Raw genomic sequence first — 17,019 nt, forward strand, 5'->3', positions numbered from 1 at the left:
CATTCATACTTCTATGGCAAACGCACCAAATATCGTTATCGTCGGAGGCGGGCTGGCTGGACTCTCGGCCGCCATCAAGGTCGCTGAAATGGGCGGCCACGTGGACCTGTTCTCCATTGTGCCCGTCAAGCGGTCGCACTCCGTCTGCGCTCAGGGCGGCATCAACGCCGCGAAGAACCTGAAGGGCGAGGGTGATTCCCCCTGGCAGCACTTTGACGACACCATTTATGGTGGCGATTTCCTCGCCAACCAGCCACCGGTCAAAGCAATGTGCGACATGGCTCCGGCCATTATCGACCTGCTGGATCGCATGGGAGTGCCCTTTAACCGCACCCCGGAGGGTCTGCTGGACTTCCGCCGCTTCGGTGGGACGCTGTTTAACCGAACGGCGTTCGCCGGTGCTACGACGGGGCAGCAACTCCTTTACGCGCTCGACGAGCAGGTTCGCCGCTACGAGTCCGAAGGCAAAGTAACGAAGTACGAGCATTGGGAGTTCCTCTCCGCCGTGCTCGACGCCGAGGGCGTTTGCCGTGGCATCTGCGCCATGGACCTGCGTTCGATGGACGTTGTCACGTTTCCAGCCGAGGCGGTCATCATCGCCACGGGTGGAATCGGCGCAATTTTCGGCAAGTCGACGAACTCAGTGGTCTGCACCGGTTCGGCGCAGTCGGCCCTGTATCAACAGGGCGCATACTACGCCAACGGCGAGTTCATCCAGGTTCACCCAACTTCGATTCCGGGCGAAGACAAACTGCGGCTCATGTCAGAGTCGGCCCGCGGCGAAGGCGGACGCGTCTGGGTTCCCAAGACGCCCGGCGATAAGCGCGCTGCAAGGAGCATTCCCGAGAACGAGCGCTGGTACTTCCTCGAAGAGTGGTATCCGAAGTACGGCAATCTTGTTCCGCGGGACGTAGCTACTCGTGCCATCCACAAGGTTGTTTACGAGCACAACCTTGGCGTCGAGGGCCAGCCGATGGTCTACCTCGACCTGACGCACATCGATCGCAAGGTGCTTGATCACAAGCTGGAAGGCATCCTGGAGATCTACGAGAAGTTTGTGGGCGACGACCCGCGCGAAGTTCCCATGAAGATTTTCCCGGGCATGCACTACACAATGGGCGGACTCTGGGTTGACGTTAACCAGCGCACGAATATCCAGGGTCTCTATGCGTGCGGCGAGTGCGATTACTCGATCCACGGCGCAAACCGTCTCGGGGCGAACTCGCTGATGTCATGCATTTCCGGAGGCTTCATCGCCGGTCCGGACGCGGTTCTCTATGGGCGTAACCTGGCGAAGTCTTCGCAGGCGGTGGGCAATGGGTGTTTCGACGCTGAGAGAAAGCGTCAGGTCGAAATGAACCAGCAGCTCATGAATTCCGATGGCACGGAGAATCCGTTCCGCCTATGGAAGGAAATGGGCGACATCATGTCCCAGAACGTGACCGTCTCCCGGTACAACAAGAACCTCCAGGCGACGGATGCGAAGCTGGTCGAACTGCTGGAGCGCTATCGTCACGTCAACTTGAGCGATCGTTCCACGTGGGCGAACCAGTCGTTCGCCTTTACGCGCCAGCTCTATAACATGCTGCAACTTGCGCGAGTGATTACGCAGGGCGCTGCCATGCGCGATGAGTCACGTGGCGCGCACTACAAGCCGGACTTCCCCGACCGCGACGACGCGAACTGGCTCAAGACGACGAAGGCGTACTTCGCCGCCGATGCCGACGAGCCACGTTTCGAGTTCGAGCCAGTGGATGTCTCGCTCATCAAGCCGCGGCCACGCCGTTACGACGCAGCAACATAGGTTGAGAAGCCGAAGATGAAGAGCACGGACGCGAGTTGCCAAAGTACAAGAAGCAGATCCTTACCCGGAATGCTCCTGGCCGCATTCTTCTTCATCTTCGGAATCGCCTTGATCGTTAAGGCAGCCATGCGCGGAGAGTCCTTCTTATATGTGCTCGGAGCGATATTGATCATTACGGGTTTTCTCCGTGCGAAGAACAAGGGTACTTGAGCGCTCTAAGAACGTGTCCGTTGGACACGAAGGTCACAGAAGCTGGAAGCCAAGAGCCGACAGCCACGAGTAAGGAAATGGCCAACAAATCCGTCATTCTCAAAATCAAGCGCCAGGCAGACCCCCAGTCGAAACCGTACTGGGAAGAATTTGAGCTCGCGTGGAAGCCGGGCATGAACGTGATCTCCTGCTTCATGGACATCGCGCAGAACCCAATCACTCGCGAAGGCAAGCAGACCACACCGATCACTTACGACTCCAGTTGTTTGGAAGAGGTGTGCGGCTCGTGCGCTATGCTCATCAACGGCAAGGCTCGTATGGCCTGCTCCGCGCTGATTGACAAACTCGAGCAACCGGTCAAGATCGAGCCGTTTACGAAGTTTCCTGTCATTCGCGATCTTGCGGTCGATCGCAGCGTACTTTTCGAGAACTTGAAGGCCGTAAAAGCCTGGGTCCCCGTAGACGGAACGTACGACCTCGGTTCCGGCCCGCGGCTTTCTCCCACCGAGCAGGAAGTGGCGTATCCGCTGTCACGGTGCATCTCCTGCTGCTGCTGCATGGAAGCTTGTCCTCAGTTCAACGAGAGCACCGGTTTTGTAGGCGCTGCCACGATCTCGCAAGTACGACTGTTCAATACTCATCCGACTGGAAAGGCTCTGAAGACCGAGCGCCTGGACGCGCTGATGGGCGACGGTGGCATTCAGGAATGCGGATACGCACAAAACTGCGTCGAAGTCTGTCCCAAGGACATTCCGCTGACCACGTCGATCAGTGAAGTTGGTCGCGAGGTGACGAAGAGGGCGATTCTGGACTTCTTCAAGTCTTAGCCAAGCCAAGCTCGACGTAGTGTCATAAGCGTTGTTCTGACGAGGGTTCCGGTTAACCGGAGGCCTCGTTTTTATTTGCAAGGACTTACCCGCAAAGACGCACTCGGTTGCTCTTCTCCCTTCTGCCCTATTCCGGTAAACTATTCTCCTTTCGGAAACAGTTTCTGGTATACCGGTTAGGACGACTCATGGCGTATTTCGCACGTTCGCTCTGTTGCTGCCTGTTGTTCGGTTCCCTAGCCCTGACTCACGCCGTCGCCGCCGCTGCGTCCCCTAGCAATCGCAAAGATTCAGCCGCCCTGGAGTCGCAGAAGAAGTCCGCAACGGCGTCCAGCACATCCGCATCCAGGGCTGCGACTTCGGCGATAACCCCTGCAAAGGCTGACTACAGAGCCGTGCACGACTCTGCCATCGTGGTGGACACGCACGCCGACACACCGATGCGTTTCGCTGATGACTCGTTTGATCCCGGCAGCGATGCCGGACGCGGTCACTGGGACCTGGCGAAAGCGCGCGCAGGTAACCTGGGCGTGGAGTTCTTTTCCATATGGGTTGAGCCCAGCAAGAACAAGGATCACGCGGCGCACCGTGCGTTGGACATGATCGACTCCGTTTACCGCGTTGTCGCCGCACACCCCGGGCAGCTGGCGCTAGCTTCGGGCACAAAGGAGATTCGCGCGCTGCGCACCGGCCCCCACAAAAAGATCGCAATCCTCATGGGTATCGAGGGTGGGCACGCGATCGAGAACGACCTATCAATCTTGCGCAACTACTATCGCCTCGGCGCACGCTATATGACGATGACCTGGGCGAACTCTACAGAATGGGCGCAGTCGTCGGGAGACCTGCCTAAGCCAGATCCGGAGACCGGGCGCGTCAAGGACCCGGGCCTCAATGACTTTGGACGGCAGATCGTGCGCGAAATGAACCGCATCGGCATGATGGTCGATGTTTCGCACGTGTCCGACCGCACTTTCTACCACACGCTGACCGTCAGCCGCGCTCCCGTCATCGCTTCGCATTCATCGTCGCGCGCCCTTACCAATTCCCCGCGCAACATGACCGATGAAATGTTGGTTGCACTCGCCCGGAGTGGCGGCGTCGCAATGGTGAACTTCAATTGCGGATTTCTGAGCGACGACTACAACAAACGCTCTGCCGATTACTGGCGCGACCATCCGCAGGAGATCACACGATATCGCGACTTGTATCGCAAGTATATGGAGGACAAGTCGCAGGTCGCGTTCTCACAATTACAGGAATTCGAGGCAGCGCTGAACCGCGACGTGCCACGCCCGCCATTTTCTGTGCTCGTTGATCATATCGATCATATTGCGAAGGTTGCCGGAGTCGATCACGTCGGCATAGGATCGGATTTCGACGGCGTGCCTTGCATGCCGCAAGGCATGAACTCCGTTGCCGACCTTCCGAAGATCACGGAGGCACTATTGCAGCGCGGCTACACCAGCGAGCAGGTGCACAAGATTCTTGGCGGGAACCTGCTGCGCGTCTTTGCTGACGTAGAGCGCGTCTCGCGCGAGCTGGCATCTGAGAAGCCTATGGACATGCGTCGCGAAGTGAAGATGCCCGAGCAGTCCGATGAGCCTAAGCCTAAGCAACCCGACGCCGCAAAGCCCGAGGCTCCGAAGAAAGAAGAACCGAAGTAGTGGATACCAGTATTGGCGATTCACGCCACTAACACTCACGACGAATCTTTACGGAGACACTATGAAGAAACGGCTCGCAGTATTCATTCTCTGCTTCGCCACGGCCCTCGTGGCGGCTGACAAGCAACCCAAAGCCATCATTCAGACCAGCATGGGCGACATCAGCTGCACCCTCTTTCCTGAAAAGGCTCCGCTGACGGTGGAGAATTTCATTGGATTGGCCGAGGGCACCAAGGACTGGAAGAATCCAGTCAGCCAGGCGAAGAAGCATGGCGTGCCGCTGTATGACGGCACAATTTTCCACCGCGTAATTCCGAACTTCATGATTCAAGGTGGCGATCCGGCAGGTAACGGCACGGGCGATCCCGGCTACAAGTTCAAGGACGAGATCAGCTCTTTGAAGTTCGACCAGGGTGGACGTCTCGCAATGGCGAACTCGGGCCCGAACACGAACGGTAGCCAGTTCTTCATCACCGAAGCTCCGACGCCTCACCTCAACGGCAAGCACACCATCTTCGGGCAGTGCGGCCCCATGAATTTGATTGAGCGCATCGCGCGCGTGCCGCGTGATTCCATGGATAAGCCACGCGTTCCTCTGCAGATCAAGCACATCAAGATCGTCGGCGCGGGCTCCTCCGTAGACAAGGCCAATGCCGCGAAGGCCGAAACAAAGAAGGACGCGCCTAAGAACTGAGTCGCACCATTTACACTGGACTGCGCCGGCTTCGTCCGGCGCAGTTTCCCGTTCATAGAGTTAAAGCTAGGAGCCACACATGGCACGCCAACCCGGTCTATACGCCGCCTTCACCACATCAGAAGGAACCATCGTCTGCCGCCTCTTCGATACGCAAGCGCCGAAGACAGTCACAAACTTTGTCGAACTCGCCGAGGGCAAGCGCGAGTGGACGCACCCGGTCACGAACAAGAAATCGAACGATCGCCTCTTCGATGGCGGCATATTTCATCGAGTGATTCCCAATTTCATGATTCAGGGCGGCGACCCCGCGGGCACGGGTTTTGGCGGTCCCGGCTACAAGTTTGAGGACGAAACCAAAGGCTCACCGCACAGCTTCGATAAGGCTGGCAAACTGGCCATGGCTAACTCGGGTCCGAACACGAATGGAAGTCAGTTCTTTATCACCGTAGCGCCCACGCCGTGGCTCACGGGCAATCACACGATCTTCGGAGAAGTCATCGAGGGTCAGGACATCGCCGATAAAATCGCGAACGTTCCGCGCGACCGGCAGGACCGCCCGCTGAAGGAAGTTACCGTCAACTCCGTCACCATCGAGCGAGTGTAACTTCGCAATCGTTGTGGGGAGGGTGTTAGCGCTCGCCCCACTCCTTTGCCGTATTCGTTCTACGGACTGCGCACCCCATTGTGGAGCTAGCCCAAGTGAAATTGTATGCTTGCCTCCTGATTTCCGAATGGCTGGCCAGCGACAACGCCAAGCTTTTGTTGTTTATCGTCCTATGCGTGGTGGTGTTCGCCGGTTCGCGATTGTTTCTGAAAGCGAGAAACAGAACGGGCAACGAACAGCAGGGATTCGGATCGGCGGGAGACTTCGCGAGCTTTTCCGAAAGCGCCGACAGCCATAAGCCTGGTCGCCCCAACACCTCAGTACATCCAACCATGCGCGTCGGCAATCTGGAGATTCGCAAGTTCTATCTCGCGAACTTCGACGCGATGACCGGCCCGCCGGATCCCTTCGAATTTGCCGACGAACTTACGGTCGAAATCGAACACGTTGGGACCGGAAACCGCAGCACATGGCAGTTCACCGTCGGCACCCCTGCAGGATTTGCGCGCCTGCTGGAGAATCAGAAGTGGGAGAGCTTCTACTCGCCGCAGGTATTCGTCGTACGCAAGTACGAGCTTGAGATGGTGCGCGAGATGGTGATGGAGCATATATCCAGCGAGCTTGAGGGCGGCGCTTCGCTCAGCGATGCGCCGAGGCCGCCACAGGTAAGCTCGTGAGCTATCGCCTTCACAAGCCGGAACCAACAACAATCCCGTCCATCTCTGGACGGGATTGTCATATCAGAAGTACTTCCGATTAGACGCCAATAACGGCGATCAATTCCTTTACGGCTCCAGCACTGCGTTCTAGCTGTGCCTGCTCATCTGCCGTCAGCTTGATCTGAATGATCTCTTCGATACCGCGCTCGCCCAGCTTGCACGGAACGCCAACGAAAAGGCCGTTGACGCCGTATTCGCCTTCGAGATACGCAGCACAGGGAAGAATCTTCTTCTTGTCCTTCAGAATCGCTTCAACCATTTCGGTAGCCGCGGCTGAAGGCGCGTAGAACGCCGAACCGGTCTTGAGGTACTTCACGATCTCGGCACCACCATCACGCGTGCGCTGGACAATGTGCTCGAGCGTGTCGCTGCTCATGAGTTCGGTGATGGGGATTCCTGCAACCGTAGAGTAGCGCGGCAGGGGAACCATCGTGTCGCCGTGGCCGCCGAGCACGAAAGCCGTCACGTTCTCAACGCTGACCTTAAGTTCCTGCGCGATGAACGTGCGGAATCGCGCGGAGTCCAGAACGCCAGCCATGCCGATCACGCGGTTACGCGAAAAGCCGCTAAGGCGGTATGCCGCCTGCGCCATTGCGTCCAGCGGGTTTGAAACGATGATCAGGATGCAGTTCGGCGAATACTGCACAACCTTCTCGACCACGTCGCGCATGATCTTGTGATTGATGTTAAGAAGATCGTCGCGGCTCATTCCCGGCTTGCGAGGAACGCCTGCGGTGATCACTACGATGTCAGAGTTCGCCGTATCGGCATAGTCTTGCGTGCCGATGACGAATGAGTCCCGCTTTTCGATGGGCATCGCTTCCAGCAGGTCCAAGCCCTTCCCTTGGGGCACGCCCTCCACGATGTCGATCAACACTACATCCGCCAGTTCTTTCGACGCGATCCAGTGTGCCGCCGTTGCGCCCACATTGCCAGACCCAACGATGCTAACTTTCTTGCGCATTTGCTTCCTTTCAAAGGTTACGCCCGGCGTGTTGCACACACGCTCGGCCGTCATGTAGAAAACTTGGGACTTGCCGCGAGTACGCGCGGGGCGGAATCCAAAGCCAAACTCGGATTGCAGTGCCGTACTGTCGCGCTCGTTATAAAACCAAGCTACGTGCCGCACCTGAACGAATGCCACGAATTGTGCTGGCGATTCGGAACTTCACCAGCCTCAGATCCAGTTCGGAAACGGCACCGGCTTAATCCGGTCCGTAGTCCCACCAACTCTATTCTACGTCGTAATCGAAATCTTCGCGTCCATGTTCTCGATCATCGCGGTAGCGAACTCGCTGGTCGACAACTTCTTCGCGCCGTCCATCAGGCGCTCGAAGTCATATGTGACTTTCTTCTGCTGGATGGTCGCTTCGAGCGAATCCTCGATGAGTTGCGCCGCCTCAGCCCAGCCGAGATAACGGAACATCATCACGCCAGAGAGCATGACGGAGCCAGGGTTGATGACATCCTTATCCGCGTACTTCGGCGCAGTGCCGTGAGTAGCTTCAAAGATCGCATGCTCGTTGCCAATATTCGCGCCGGGGGCGATGCCCAAGCCGCCTACTTGCGCCGCGCACGCGTCGCTGATGTAGTCGCCATTCAAGTTCGGCGTCGCGAGCACAGAGTACTCGTCAGCGCGCGTCACGACCTGCTGAAAGATAGAATCGGCAATCCGGTCGTTTACCATGAGCTTCGACTTCCACTTGCCGCCACCGTGGCTGGCGTAGATGGCGTCGAGCGTTTCTTTCACTTCCTTGTAGATACCGTCACGGAACGACTGCGGCGCGAACTCCATGCCCGGCTCAATCATTGCAGCATTTTTCTCAACCGTGAGCGAAGCGTTCTTGTCCTTGTTATCGATGATCCAGCTCTCGCGTTCGGTGATGATCTGCTCACGGAACTCCTCCGTTGCGACCTCGTAGCCCCACTTCCGGAACGCGCCTTCCGTAAACTTCTGGATGTTTCCCTTGTGTACCAGAGTCACGCTCTTGCGCCCATTCTCAAGGGCGTAGCGGATCGCCATCCGCACCAGGCGCTTGGTACCCGTCACCGACATTGGCTTGATACCAACGCCGCTGTCGAGACGAATCCGCTTCTTGCCGCCCTTCAGCAGATCGTTATTCAAGAAGTCGATTAATCTTTTCGCTTCCGGCGTGCCCTCTTCCCACTCGATGCCTGCATATACGTCTTCAGTATTCTCACGGAAAATGACAATGTCCATCCGATCGGGATGCTTAACGGGTGAAGGGATTCCCTTGTAGTACTTCACCGGTCGTACGCATGAATACAGATCAAGAATCTGCCGCAGTGCGACATTGAGCGAACGAATACCGCCGCCAATGGGCGTAGTGAGAGGCCCCTTGATGCCTACGCGCAGGTCGCGAAAAGCATCCACGGTGTCGTCCGGCAACCAGGACTTGAACTTCTCCATGGCTTTCTCGCCGGCAAACACCTCGTACCATGCCACTCGACGCTTGCCGTGGTAGGCCTTCTCCACTGCGGCGTCGAATACTCGCACCGAGGCCTTCCAGATGTCGCGGCCCGTGCCATCACCTTCGATAAAAGGGATGATCGGGTTGTCGGGAACGGTCAACTTTCCGTTCGTAAAGTCGATCTTGTTGCCGCTCGCCGGCAAGGGCAAGCCGTTATATGCCGCCAAACAACACCTCCGTAGGATATGCGCAAAAACCGAGAATTGTATCCGGGCGTGGTTACCCGGCAGGTATGACGATGCTCACATATGCACGTGACAGCATCTCAGCGCCCGCAGCGCCTGTGACGTGCGTCGCGTATCGGAGTGACACACAGCTGCGTATAAAGGTAACACCGCGCGCATGTGCGTTCAATTATTCCAGGATGTGGTTGTAGCGTTGCCGGACTTCCCGCATGATGCGGCGCAGCTCCGCACCGACACCTGCCTCGAAGCTGCGGCCCAGGATTGCCGAGGTCAGGCGCTCGACGTTCTCCAGAGCAGCTTCGCCCACCGGAAGCGACTTCCGCGCGCGGCCATCCACGAGGCGTACAGCGTGTTCCAGTGCGCGCAGGAAGTCAGCTGCACTTTGGAGCGCAGCGGCATCGTCGCCGGCGAGCGCTTGCGATGCCCGCAGGTGCCTGAGGCGTGTCCGCATGTTGCCTGCGATCCCAGGCGTTGGTTCCTGCCGTTCTTGCGCGCTCGCAAGCACCGAGAGGTAAGCGGCTATGAATTCAATGTCGTACATCCCCCCGCCGGACACTTTGAAGTTCAGAGGCGAACCATCAGAAGTTTCCAGCCGGTCGCGCATTTCTCGTAGTTCACGCCCGAACTCGGCGTGCCTGGCGAAACGCAATTGCAATTCTCGGGCAGCCGAGAGTGCCCTGTCTGCGACTGCCGCATCGCCAGAGACAAAGCGGAGCTTCGTATACGTGAGAGCCTCCCACGCCTGCGCTTCCTGGCGGAAGTACTGTTGCAGTTGCGATGACGATACCACCAGTTCGCCCTCTGCGCCGTGCGGCCGTAGCCGTGCGTCAACCGGAAAAACGCTGCCGTCTCGCGTGTAGGCGGCCAGCAATTGCATCAGCGCTTCCGCCGCGCGGACTCCTGCAACCGGGTCCGACGCCTCGTCACGAACGAAAATCAGGTCTGCGTCTGACAGCACGTCGAACTCACGCGTGCCCAACCGCCCGAGCGCGAGAATCGCAAACCCGTCCGGAGCGTCTGTGAATCGCAGGGCAGCACGGATGGCAGCTTCAGCAGCGCTGGTCGTCTCCTCCAATGAAAGCCAAACACTGCGCCTGCCCAGAACGTCGCGCGCACCCGCAAGGAATACCCGGTGACGGTACTCTCGCCGCAACAGCGCCATTGCTTCCGCCGGCGAGGACTGCTCGGGAATGTTGATCTGCGCGGCAACGGCGTGGGCTTGTCCATCGGCATGTTCGTCGGTGTCGAATAGGGTTTCCGATTGCTCAAGCTGGGTGATGGCCAGGTGCTCCAGGCTTCCGATCTCCTCCGGGTGACGCACGAGGATATCCGTCAGAAACTGGCTGGTACCGAAGATAGCGAGCGCGCGCTCAAGAGCGTTGCGAGATCCAATGACTGCCGCGTAACGCTCCGAACTGGTTGAGGCAGATCCAAGAAAGCGATACAGGTTTCGCCGGGCGAAGGTCGAAAGCGTCGTGCGGGATATCAGTTCGTAGACTTCCGGCGCGTCCATCGCTAGACGACTGAGCATCTCCGCGTGTCCCTGATCTGGCCCAGCCACTTGCACGGGAGCAGCCAGCCGCAGCTCCGTAGGCGCCTCGCTGACCTCATGCCTCCACTGTTGCTGATGGATAATGCGGTTGTAAATCGCGGCGACAGCATCCATTCGGGCGCGCACTGCGCGAACGACTTCTTCTCCGGAGATATGATTGCGCTCGCCAGTCGCCGAGCGCCACATGGCTTGCAAATCGGCTTCATCGGACGGCAGCCGATGCGTCTGCTGCCCTGCGCGCAACTGCAAACGATGCTCGAGCTTGCGCAGGAATTCGTAACTTGAAGTGAGCAGGTGGTATTCCTTGCCGCTAATGTGGTCCTTATCATGCAGCTTTTGCAAGGAGAACAGCGTGCCGCCAGAGCGCAGCCACGGTTCGCTTCCGCCGTATACGCGCTGAAGGCACTGCACCAGGAACTCGATATCGCGAATGCCGCCGCGATCGAGTTTTACGTCGATGGCATCGGGTGATTGTCGCGGGGTTATGCCCTTTCGACGGCGCGTCTTCATCTTCTGCAAGGCGTCGAGCGCGGTCTCGATGGCCGCGAAGTTCAAGCGCGTTCGCGGCTGCGAAGCTGAACCGGTTGTTGCCGCGCCCGTTTCATCCAGTGTCTCCGTTTCGCTGCGATAAACCAATGGCTGCACGGTTCGAATGAACTCCCGCGCAAGGGCCTGGTCACCCGCCGAGTGTCGCACCTTGAGAAGTGCTTGCAGCTCCCAGTCGTGTGCCACTCCACCGTAATATCGTAAGGCCTGCCCGAGGGAAACTGCTGGCTCGCCCTCCGCCCCTTGCGGGCGCAATCGCAAATCGATGCGGAATACGGAGCCCTCACGAGTGACGCGAGAGAGGACTTCTGTGACGTCCTGCGCCAGCCTTATAAAAAACTCCCTGCTGGAGATGCTTGCCGTCGCAGGCTCTACGCCATCGCCGTACAGGTACAGCAGATCGACATCCGAACTGTAGTTGAGTTCGTTGCCTCCCAGCTTGCCCATGGAGAGCACGGTGAATGGAGTTTCGGCCAGGCGTCCCTCTGAGTCCTTGTGCTCCGGCATTCCGTAGCGATTCTTAAGCGCGGCGGCACATTCCCGTAGCGCCTCATCGATGAGGACATCAGCAAGCGCCGAAATCTCTGCCGTCGTTTCCGCCAGAGTGGCCAGCCTCAGCAAGTCGCGCAGCATGATGCGTACGAATTCGCGCTTCTTGAAGCGGGCGAGCAGCAGCGAAATGTCCGTCTCGAAGGACCGCGAACGGACGCGTGCGAAATTCTCGCGAAACTCCTCGGATGAACGAATGCGGTCCAGGCCGCGATCGCGCGCGAGCGTATGAAACAAATCCGTGTTCTGGATCAGCGTCTCGCCGAGCCATTGCGAGTTAGCGAGGACCACAACGGCATAATGCACCAGAGATGGGTGCCTCTCCATCAGGCGAAACACTTCGTTGCTCGCAACCTGTGTGAGGCGTTCGAACAGGTTCAGCGCGGCGTCCGGATTCGATGATTGAGAGAGGAGCGGGACGAGAGCCTGCGCAACCGCGGCAGGCACACGCTGGCGAACGCGCGCAAGGTTTTCAGCCGCGCGCTGAGCATCGCGAAAGGCGATAGAAGTTATGTCTGATCCTAGTGAACCGTTAGCCACGGCAGCTGCGTTCCGAAGGGCAGAATAACACCTTGGTATGGGAATCGGAATTGCGCCGTCAGAGACGGTCTCGGGCCTTTCCACAACTAACTTTGAATCGTTGGAGAATCTTTATCATCTGATAGGTATGCGCGTTTCGCATATCGATTTTCGGGAGCTATGCCGTCAGCATGGACTAGCTGCGACGCACCAGCGCGAAGTGATCTATGCGGCGGTTACCGCTCGCCACGGACACTTCTCTCCCGAAGATATCTACGAGCTTGTGCGAAAGCAGATTCCTGCGATTTCGCTGGCCACGGTTTACAAGAATGTTAAGACATTTGTGAACACTGGCATGTTGCGCGAAGTGAGTCCGCATTATGGCTCGTTGAAGATTGACTCGAATCCTTCTCCACACCATCACGTTGTCTGCACGCAGTGCAAGTCGATCCTCGACATCGAAGCCGAGTCGATCGGTTCCATGGATATTCAACAAAAGCTCCCTGCCGGCTTCCGCGTACAGAGGTTCAGCATTGAAATCCACGGCCTTTGCGGTAAGTGTTCGGCGAAGGGCAAGCAGTCGGCACACAAACAATAATCAACTTCTAAGGAGAAAAACGAAAGATGCTAGGCGTAGGTCAAAAGTTCCCAACATTCTCGCTCACAGCAACCGTCAGCACCGACAAGAAGAACGCTTTCACAACCATCACCGATGAGGACTACTCCGGCAAGTGGAAGGTCTTTTTCTTCTGGCCAAAGGACTTCACATTTGTCTGTCCGACGGAGATTGCTGCATTCGGCAAACTGAACAATGAATTCGCAGACCGCGATGCCCAGCTGCTTGGCGGTAGCATCGACTCCGAGTTCGTGCATTTGGCCTGGCGCGAGAATCATGCTGATCTGAAGAACCTGCCCTTTCCGATGTTGGCCGACATCAAGCGCGAACTGTGCGCGGCCCTTGGCATCCTCGATCCAGATGGAGGCGTCGCTCAGCGCGCCACCTTCATTGTCGATCCAGAGAACATCATCCGCTTCGTTTCGGTGAACGATATGTCGGTAGGTCGCAATCCCAGCGAAGTGCTTCGCGTCCTGGATGCGCTCCAGACGGACGAACTCTGCCCTTGCAACTGGCAGAAGGGCGAGGAAACGCTCGTCGTTGCATAACACGTTCCCACCGGGCTCCGGCGGATGCCGGAGCCTTTCTATTGCACCTTGAGGCTGATATGAACTTGGAACAACTATTGGAAACAGTGCCTTCGTACGCGAAAGACTTGAAACTTAACTTTTCGAGCGTGGTGCGCCAGCAAACGGAACTGAGCACGCAGCAGTTGTGGGGCACGGTAGTTGCTTGCGCCATCGCATCGCGCAACTCTGAACTCACTCGCGCGGCACTCGACGAGGCGCGCACACAGCTTTCCCCCGAAGCGTTGGAGGCCGCCAAAGGCGCTGCTGCCATCATGGGGATGAACAACGTCTTCTATCGTTTCCAGCACTTCGTCTCGAATGAAAAGTACCGGACGTTGCGTGCCGGCCTCCGCATGAACGTCATGCGCTCGCACGGGATTGACCCTCTCGACTTTGAACTCTGGTGCACGGCCGTATCGGCGATTAACGGCTGCGCTGCCTGCGTGGATTCGCACGAGCGCACTCTGGTCGGCAAAGGTTTCAGCGAGGAAAAGGTGTTGGCCGCAATCCGCATTGCCTCAGTAGTCCACGCGCTCGCCGGCGTCTTCGATGCCGAGGCGGCAGTTGCAAGCGAGGCAGCACCAGCCATCGCATAGTTGAGGGCTATTGAGTTGAGCCATTGAGTTCAGCCCCGCAGGGGCCGCTCGCCGCTCCTGAGCCCAGTCGAAACAGGCGATCAAAAGGAAGGAGCGGCGATTTGCCGCTCGGCTCCTTCTGCCGCTCCTCTTGTCTGGATGACCTGCTCTAAATGTCGTAATACATCTGGAACTCGTACGGATGCGGACGCAGGCGGATGGCGTTCACTTCTTTCTCACGCTTGTAATCGATGTAAGTCGCGAGCAGGTCCTCTGTGAAGACGTCGCCTTTGAGCAGGAACTGGTGATCGGCTTCCAGCGCATCCAGAGCGTGCTCGAGCGAACCGGGCATCGACGGAACGTTCTTCAACTCCTCCGGCCCAAGATCGTAAATGTCTTTATCGAGCGGCTGACCCGGATCGATCTTGTTTTCCACGCCGTCCAACCCGGCCATCATCATGGCAGCAAAAGCCATGTAGGGATTGCAGCTCGGGTCCGGAGGACGGAACTCGACGCGCTTGGCTTTCGGCGAGGCCGAGTACATCGGGATACGACACGCGGCCGAGCGGTTCCGGCGCGAGTAAGCCAGGTTCACAGGCGCTTCAAAGCCCGGTACCAGGCGCTTGTAGCTGTTCGTCGTAGGAGCGATAATCGCCGACAGCGCGGGTCCGTGCTTGATCAGTCCACCGATATACCACAGCGCCATCTGCGAAAGGCCCGCATAGCCGTCACCGGCGAAGAGCGCCTTCCCTTCCTTCCATAGCGACTGGTGGCAGTGCATTCCGCTACCGTTGTCCTGGAAGAGCGGCTTCGGCATGAATGTGACAGTTTTGCCGTACTGGTTCGCGACGTTACGCACGATGTACTTGTAGAGCATCATCGCGTCCGCCGACTTCAGCATGGAGTTGAAGCGCATATCGATTTCGGTCTGTCCGCCGGTCGCCACTTCGTGGTGATGGCACTCCACGTCCAGTCCGCAGCTTTGCATCATGAGCACCATTTCGGTTCGCAGATCCTGGTAATGATCCGTAGGAGGCACCGGGAAGTAGCCTTCCTTGTAGCGCGGGCGATAGCCGAGATTGTTCTCGCGGCGACCGGAGTTCCAGCGACCTTCCTCGGCGTCGATGAAGTAGTAGCCTTCATTTTCGCGCTGGTCGAAGCTGATGTTATCGAAGATAAAGAACTCGGCTTCCGCGCCGAAGAAACAGGTATCCGCAAGACCGGTTGAGGCCAGATACATCTCTGCCTTTTTGGCAATGTAGCGGGGGTCGCGATCGTAGCGCTGCTTTGTGACCGGGTCGATGACGTCGGCGATCATAACGAGCGTCGGAACTTCCGTGAAGGGATCAAGCAATGCAGTGGATGGATCCGGAATGAGCAGCATGTCGCTCTCGTGAATGGCCGCCCAGCCACGGATCGACGATCCGTCCATACCGAAGCCTTCTTCAAACCTCGATTCATTCAACATGCTGATCGGATACGAAACGTGATGCCAGAGACCAGGCAGGTCCGTGAACCTCAGATCAAACATCTGGACATTGTTCTTCTTCGCGAGATCCAGTACGGACTTCGGATCACCTGTCGTTTCAGCCATCGATTGCTCCTTTTGATTTCTAAGCGCTGCAAGCGCTCGAGTTATGGACGTGTCGCAACACAGGCCAAACGCGTCCTCATGCTGTATTGCCGCTAATTGTGTGGAAATGAAGAAACTCGACGAGTGCTGCTAGAATTCACTCCGGCAGCTCACGACCTGACTTAAAAGTAATGGGCTGAGCCTCGGATTGGGAAATCGATAGTTTTTATCGCAGGCATAAGCGGCGGTTATACACTTCAGCCCAAAGCATGGATTTCGACCAGCTCGACACTTTCATTGAGGTAGCGCGGCACCTAAGCTTCTCTCGGGCGGCGGAGAAACGCTTCCGAACGCAGCCGGCGATCTCCGCCCAGATACGCGCGCTGGAAGAAGAGGTGGGAGCACGCCTGCTGGACCGTTCGGGCGGCAAAGTGGCGCTCACCGCAGCGGGCAAGGTATTCCTGCGGTTCACTGAGCAGACTATCGAGTCTCGCAGAGCCATACTGAACGCTGTTGCCGAAATGGATCGCGTGCCTCGCGGCGAAATCGTCGTCGCCGCCAACGAAGGCACCTGCCTGCATATCCTGCCCGAGGTTTTTGCCGAGTTCAAAAAGCTGTATCCCTCGGTCGGCGTTAGCGTGCAGCGCTCCGAGCACTCAAAGGTTCTCGAATCCATTGTCGACAACTCGGTAGATTTCGGAGTCGTGTCGATGCCGGTATCCGACAAGCGCCTCACAACGGTCGTAATCCATCGCGACGAACTGGTCATCATCACGGCGGCACAGCATCCGCTGGCGAAGCTGACAACCGCGCCGCTGGCCGAGATTGGCCGCTATCCGCTGCTTGTTCCCAAGCAGGGACGCACGCGGGACACCATCGAGCGCCTCTTCGACGAACGCCACATCAAGCCCAACATCTCCATGGAACTCGACTCGAGCGAACTGATGAAGCGCTTTGTCGCCGCCGGCGTTGGCATAGGATTCATCGCCAATTCCAACGTGCAAGGGGACATCAATGCGGGCGTCCTTGCGGCCATCCCGCTCGGAGACGTGCAGATTCGCCGAGACCTGGCGCTGGTCTTCCGGAAGGACAAGGCGCTCAGCCGCGCGGCGCTCGCTTTCATCGACATTGCCGTGCGCCTAAAGACTCCACAGCTCGCTAGCGGACGCTAATTCGGCAGGTCACCAGAAATATTCTGCTCGCTGTTGCATTTTTTATGCCTTCTCACTCCAAAGTGCATTGCACCCGCGGGTAATTTCAATTACCTTTCAAGCACATCTTCAAAATCCTATTCTATTTTCGTTAGTTCCGCGGA

The 17,019-nt window shown here is 57.7% G+C and carries 15 protein-coding genes; 10 read left to right on the plus strand and 5 right to left on the minus strand.

Annotated elements, in window-relative coordinates; genetic code table 11:
- Positions 1-13: 13 nt before the first annotated feature.
- Entirely contained in the window at positions 14-1,804 is a 1,791-nt protein-coding gene (gene sdhA, locus VN622_04440; protein ID HWR35104.1) for a succinate dehydrogenase flavoprotein subunit, read from the plus strand.
- Here sdhA and VN622_04445 read toward each other — a convergent pair.
- Entirely contained in the window at positions 1,786-1,977 is a 192-nt protein-coding gene (locus tag VN622_04445; GenBank protein HWR35105.1) for a hypothetical protein, read from the minus strand. The genes sdhA and VN622_04445 overlap by 19 nt on opposite strands.
- Positions 1,978-2,091: 114 nt before the next feature.
- Here VN622_04445 and sdhB point away from each other — a divergent pair, with 114 nt between their 5' ends.
- From sdhB to VN622_04470, 5 genes are all read left to right on the plus strand, one after another.
- The gene (gene sdhB / locus VN622_04450) at positions 2,092-2,841 is read left to right on the plus strand and encodes a succinate dehydrogenase iron-sulfur subunit (GenBank protein HWR35106.1); all 750 of its coding nucleotides are present in this window, start codon (positions 2,092-2,094) and stop codon (positions 2,839-2,841) included.
- A 188-nt stretch (positions 2,842-3,029) separates the two neighbouring features.
- Positions 3,030-4,508, plus strand: coding sequence for a dipeptidase (locus VN622_04455; GenBank protein HWR35107.1), 1,479 nt, complete (start codon positions 3,030-3,032; stop codon positions 4,506-4,508).
- A gap of 61 nt (positions 4,509-4,569) precedes the next feature.
- Positions 4,570-5,202 (plus strand): peptidylprolyl isomerase, encoded by a 633-nt coding sequence (locus VN622_04460; protein HWR35108.1) that lies wholly within the window; start codon positions 4,570-4,572, stop codon positions 5,200-5,202.
- Between the two features lie 79 nt (positions 5,203-5,281).
- A complete protein-coding gene (locus VN622_04465; protein ID HWR35109.1) occupies positions 5,282-5,809 on the plus strand; it encodes a peptidylprolyl isomerase in 528 nt (175 codons plus the stop codon).
- Between the two features lie 95 nt (positions 5,810-5,904).
- Positions 5,905-6,486: a hypothetical protein gene (locus VN622_04470; GenBank protein ID HWR35110.1), complete on the plus strand. Its 582-nt coding sequence runs from the start codon at positions 5,905-5,907 to the stop codon at positions 6,484-6,486.
- Positions 6,487-6,565: 79 nt separating this feature from the next.
- Here VN622_04470 and mdh read toward each other — a convergent pair whose 3' ends face one another.
- The 3 genes from mdh to VN622_04485 form a co-directional block, all read right to left on the minus strand.
- Positions 6,566-7,492, minus strand: coding sequence for a malate dehydrogenase (gene mdh, locus VN622_04475; protein HWR35111.1), 927 nt, complete (start codon positions 7,490-7,492; stop codon positions 6,566-6,568).
- A gap of 273 nt (positions 7,493-7,765) precedes the next feature.
- Complete coding sequence (locus VN622_04480) at positions 7,766-9,187, minus strand: NADP-dependent isocitrate dehydrogenase (GenBank protein ID HWR35112.1); 1,422 nt, start codon at positions 9,185-9,187, stop codon at positions 7,766-7,768.
- Between the two features lie 187 nt (positions 9,188-9,374).
- Positions 9,375-12,392, minus strand: a complete 3,018-nt coding sequence (locus tag VN622_04485) for a hypothetical protein (protein ID HWR35113.1) — start codon at positions 12,390-12,392, stop codon at positions 9,375-9,377.
- A 37-nt stretch (positions 12,393-12,429) separates the two neighbouring features.
- On the opposite strand from VN622_04485, the gene VN622_04490 reads away from it, so the two are divergent.
- Genes VN622_04490 through VN622_04500 form a run of 3 tightly spaced genes read left to right on the plus strand, consistent with a single transcriptional unit; the run spans position 12,430 to position 14,152 of the window.
- The gene (locus VN622_04490; GenBank protein ID HWR35114.1) at positions 12,430-12,969 is read left to right on the plus strand and encodes a Fur family transcriptional regulator; all 540 of its coding nucleotides are present in this window, start codon (positions 12,430-12,432) and stop codon (positions 12,967-12,969) included.
- A gap of 26 nt (positions 12,970-12,995) precedes the next feature.
- Positions 12,996-13,535, plus strand: coding sequence for a peroxiredoxin (locus tag VN622_04495; GenBank protein ID HWR35115.1), 540 nt, complete (start codon positions 12,996-12,998; stop codon positions 13,533-13,535).
- A gap of 59 nt (positions 13,536-13,594) precedes the next feature.
- Entirely contained in the window at positions 13,595-14,152 is a 558-nt protein-coding gene (locus tag VN622_04500) for a carboxymuconolactone decarboxylase family protein (GenBank protein HWR35116.1), read from the plus strand.
- Positions 14,153-14,300: 148 nt separating this feature from the next.
- On the opposite strand, the gene glnA is transcribed toward VN622_04500, so the two are convergent.
- Positions 14,301-15,725 carry a type I glutamate--ammonia ligase gene (glnA, locus tag VN622_04505; GenBank protein HWR35117.1) on the minus strand — a complete coding sequence of 475 codons (1,425 nt, stop codon included), beginning with the start codon at positions 15,723-15,725 and terminating at the stop codon, positions 14,301-14,303.
- Between the two features lie 248 nt (positions 15,726-15,973).
- Here glnA and VN622_04510 point away from each other — a divergent pair, with 248 nt between their 5' ends.
- A complete protein-coding gene (locus VN622_04510) occupies positions 15,974-16,876 on the plus strand; it encodes a LysR family transcriptional regulator (protein HWR35118.1) in 903 nt (300 codons plus the stop codon).
- Positions 16,877-17,019: the final 143 nt, after the last annotated feature.

Source organism: Clostridia bacterium, assembly GCA_035561135.1.
Lineage (GTDB): Bacteria > Acidobacteriota > Terriglobia > Terriglobales > Acidobacteriaceae > DATMYA01.

Bases quoted from the DNA above. Each gene is read 5' to 3' on its own strand.
- sdhA (HWR35104.1), top strand. From the start codon at position 14: ATGGCAAACGCACCAAATATCGTTATCGTCGGAGGCGGGCTGGCTGGA.
- VN622_04445 (HWR35105.1), bottom strand. From the start codon at position 1,977: ATGATCAATATCGCTCCGAGCACATATAAGAAGGACTCTCCGCGCATG.
- sdhB (HWR35106.1), top strand. From the start codon at position 2,092: ATGGCCAACAAATCCGTCATTCTCAAAATCAAGCGCCAGGCAGACCCC.
- VN622_04455 (HWR35107.1), top strand. From the start codon at position 3,030: ATGGCGTATTTCGCACGTTCGCTCTGTTGCTGCCTGTTGTTCGGTTCC.
- VN622_04460 (HWR35108.1), top strand. From the start codon at position 4,570: ATGAAGAAACGGCTCGCAGTATTCATTCTCTGCTTCGCCACGGCCCTC.
- VN622_04465 (HWR35109.1), top strand. From the start codon at position 5,282: ATGGCACGCCAACCCGGTCTATACGCCGCCTTCACCACATCAGAAGGA.
- mdh (HWR35111.1), bottom strand. From the start codon at position 7,492: ATGCGCAAGAAAGTTAGCATCGTTGGGTCTGGCAATGTGGGCGCAACG.
- VN622_04490 (HWR35114.1), top strand. From the start codon at position 12,430: ATGGGAATCGGAATTGCGCCGTCAGAGACGGTCTCGGGCCTTTCCACA.
- VN622_04495 (HWR35115.1), top strand. From the start codon at position 12,996: ATGCTAGGCGTAGGTCAAAAGTTCCCAACATTCTCGCTCACAGCAACC.
- VN622_04500 (HWR35116.1), top strand. From the start codon at position 13,595: ATGAACTTGGAACAACTATTGGAAACAGTGCCTTCGTACGCGAAAGAC.
- glnA (HWR35117.1), bottom strand. From the start codon at position 15,725: ATGGCTGAAACGACAGGTGATCCGAAGTCCGTACTGGATCTCGCGAAG.
- VN622_04510 (HWR35118.1), top strand. From the start codon at position 15,974: ATGGATTTCGACCAGCTCGACACTTTCATTGAGGTAGCGCGGCACCTA.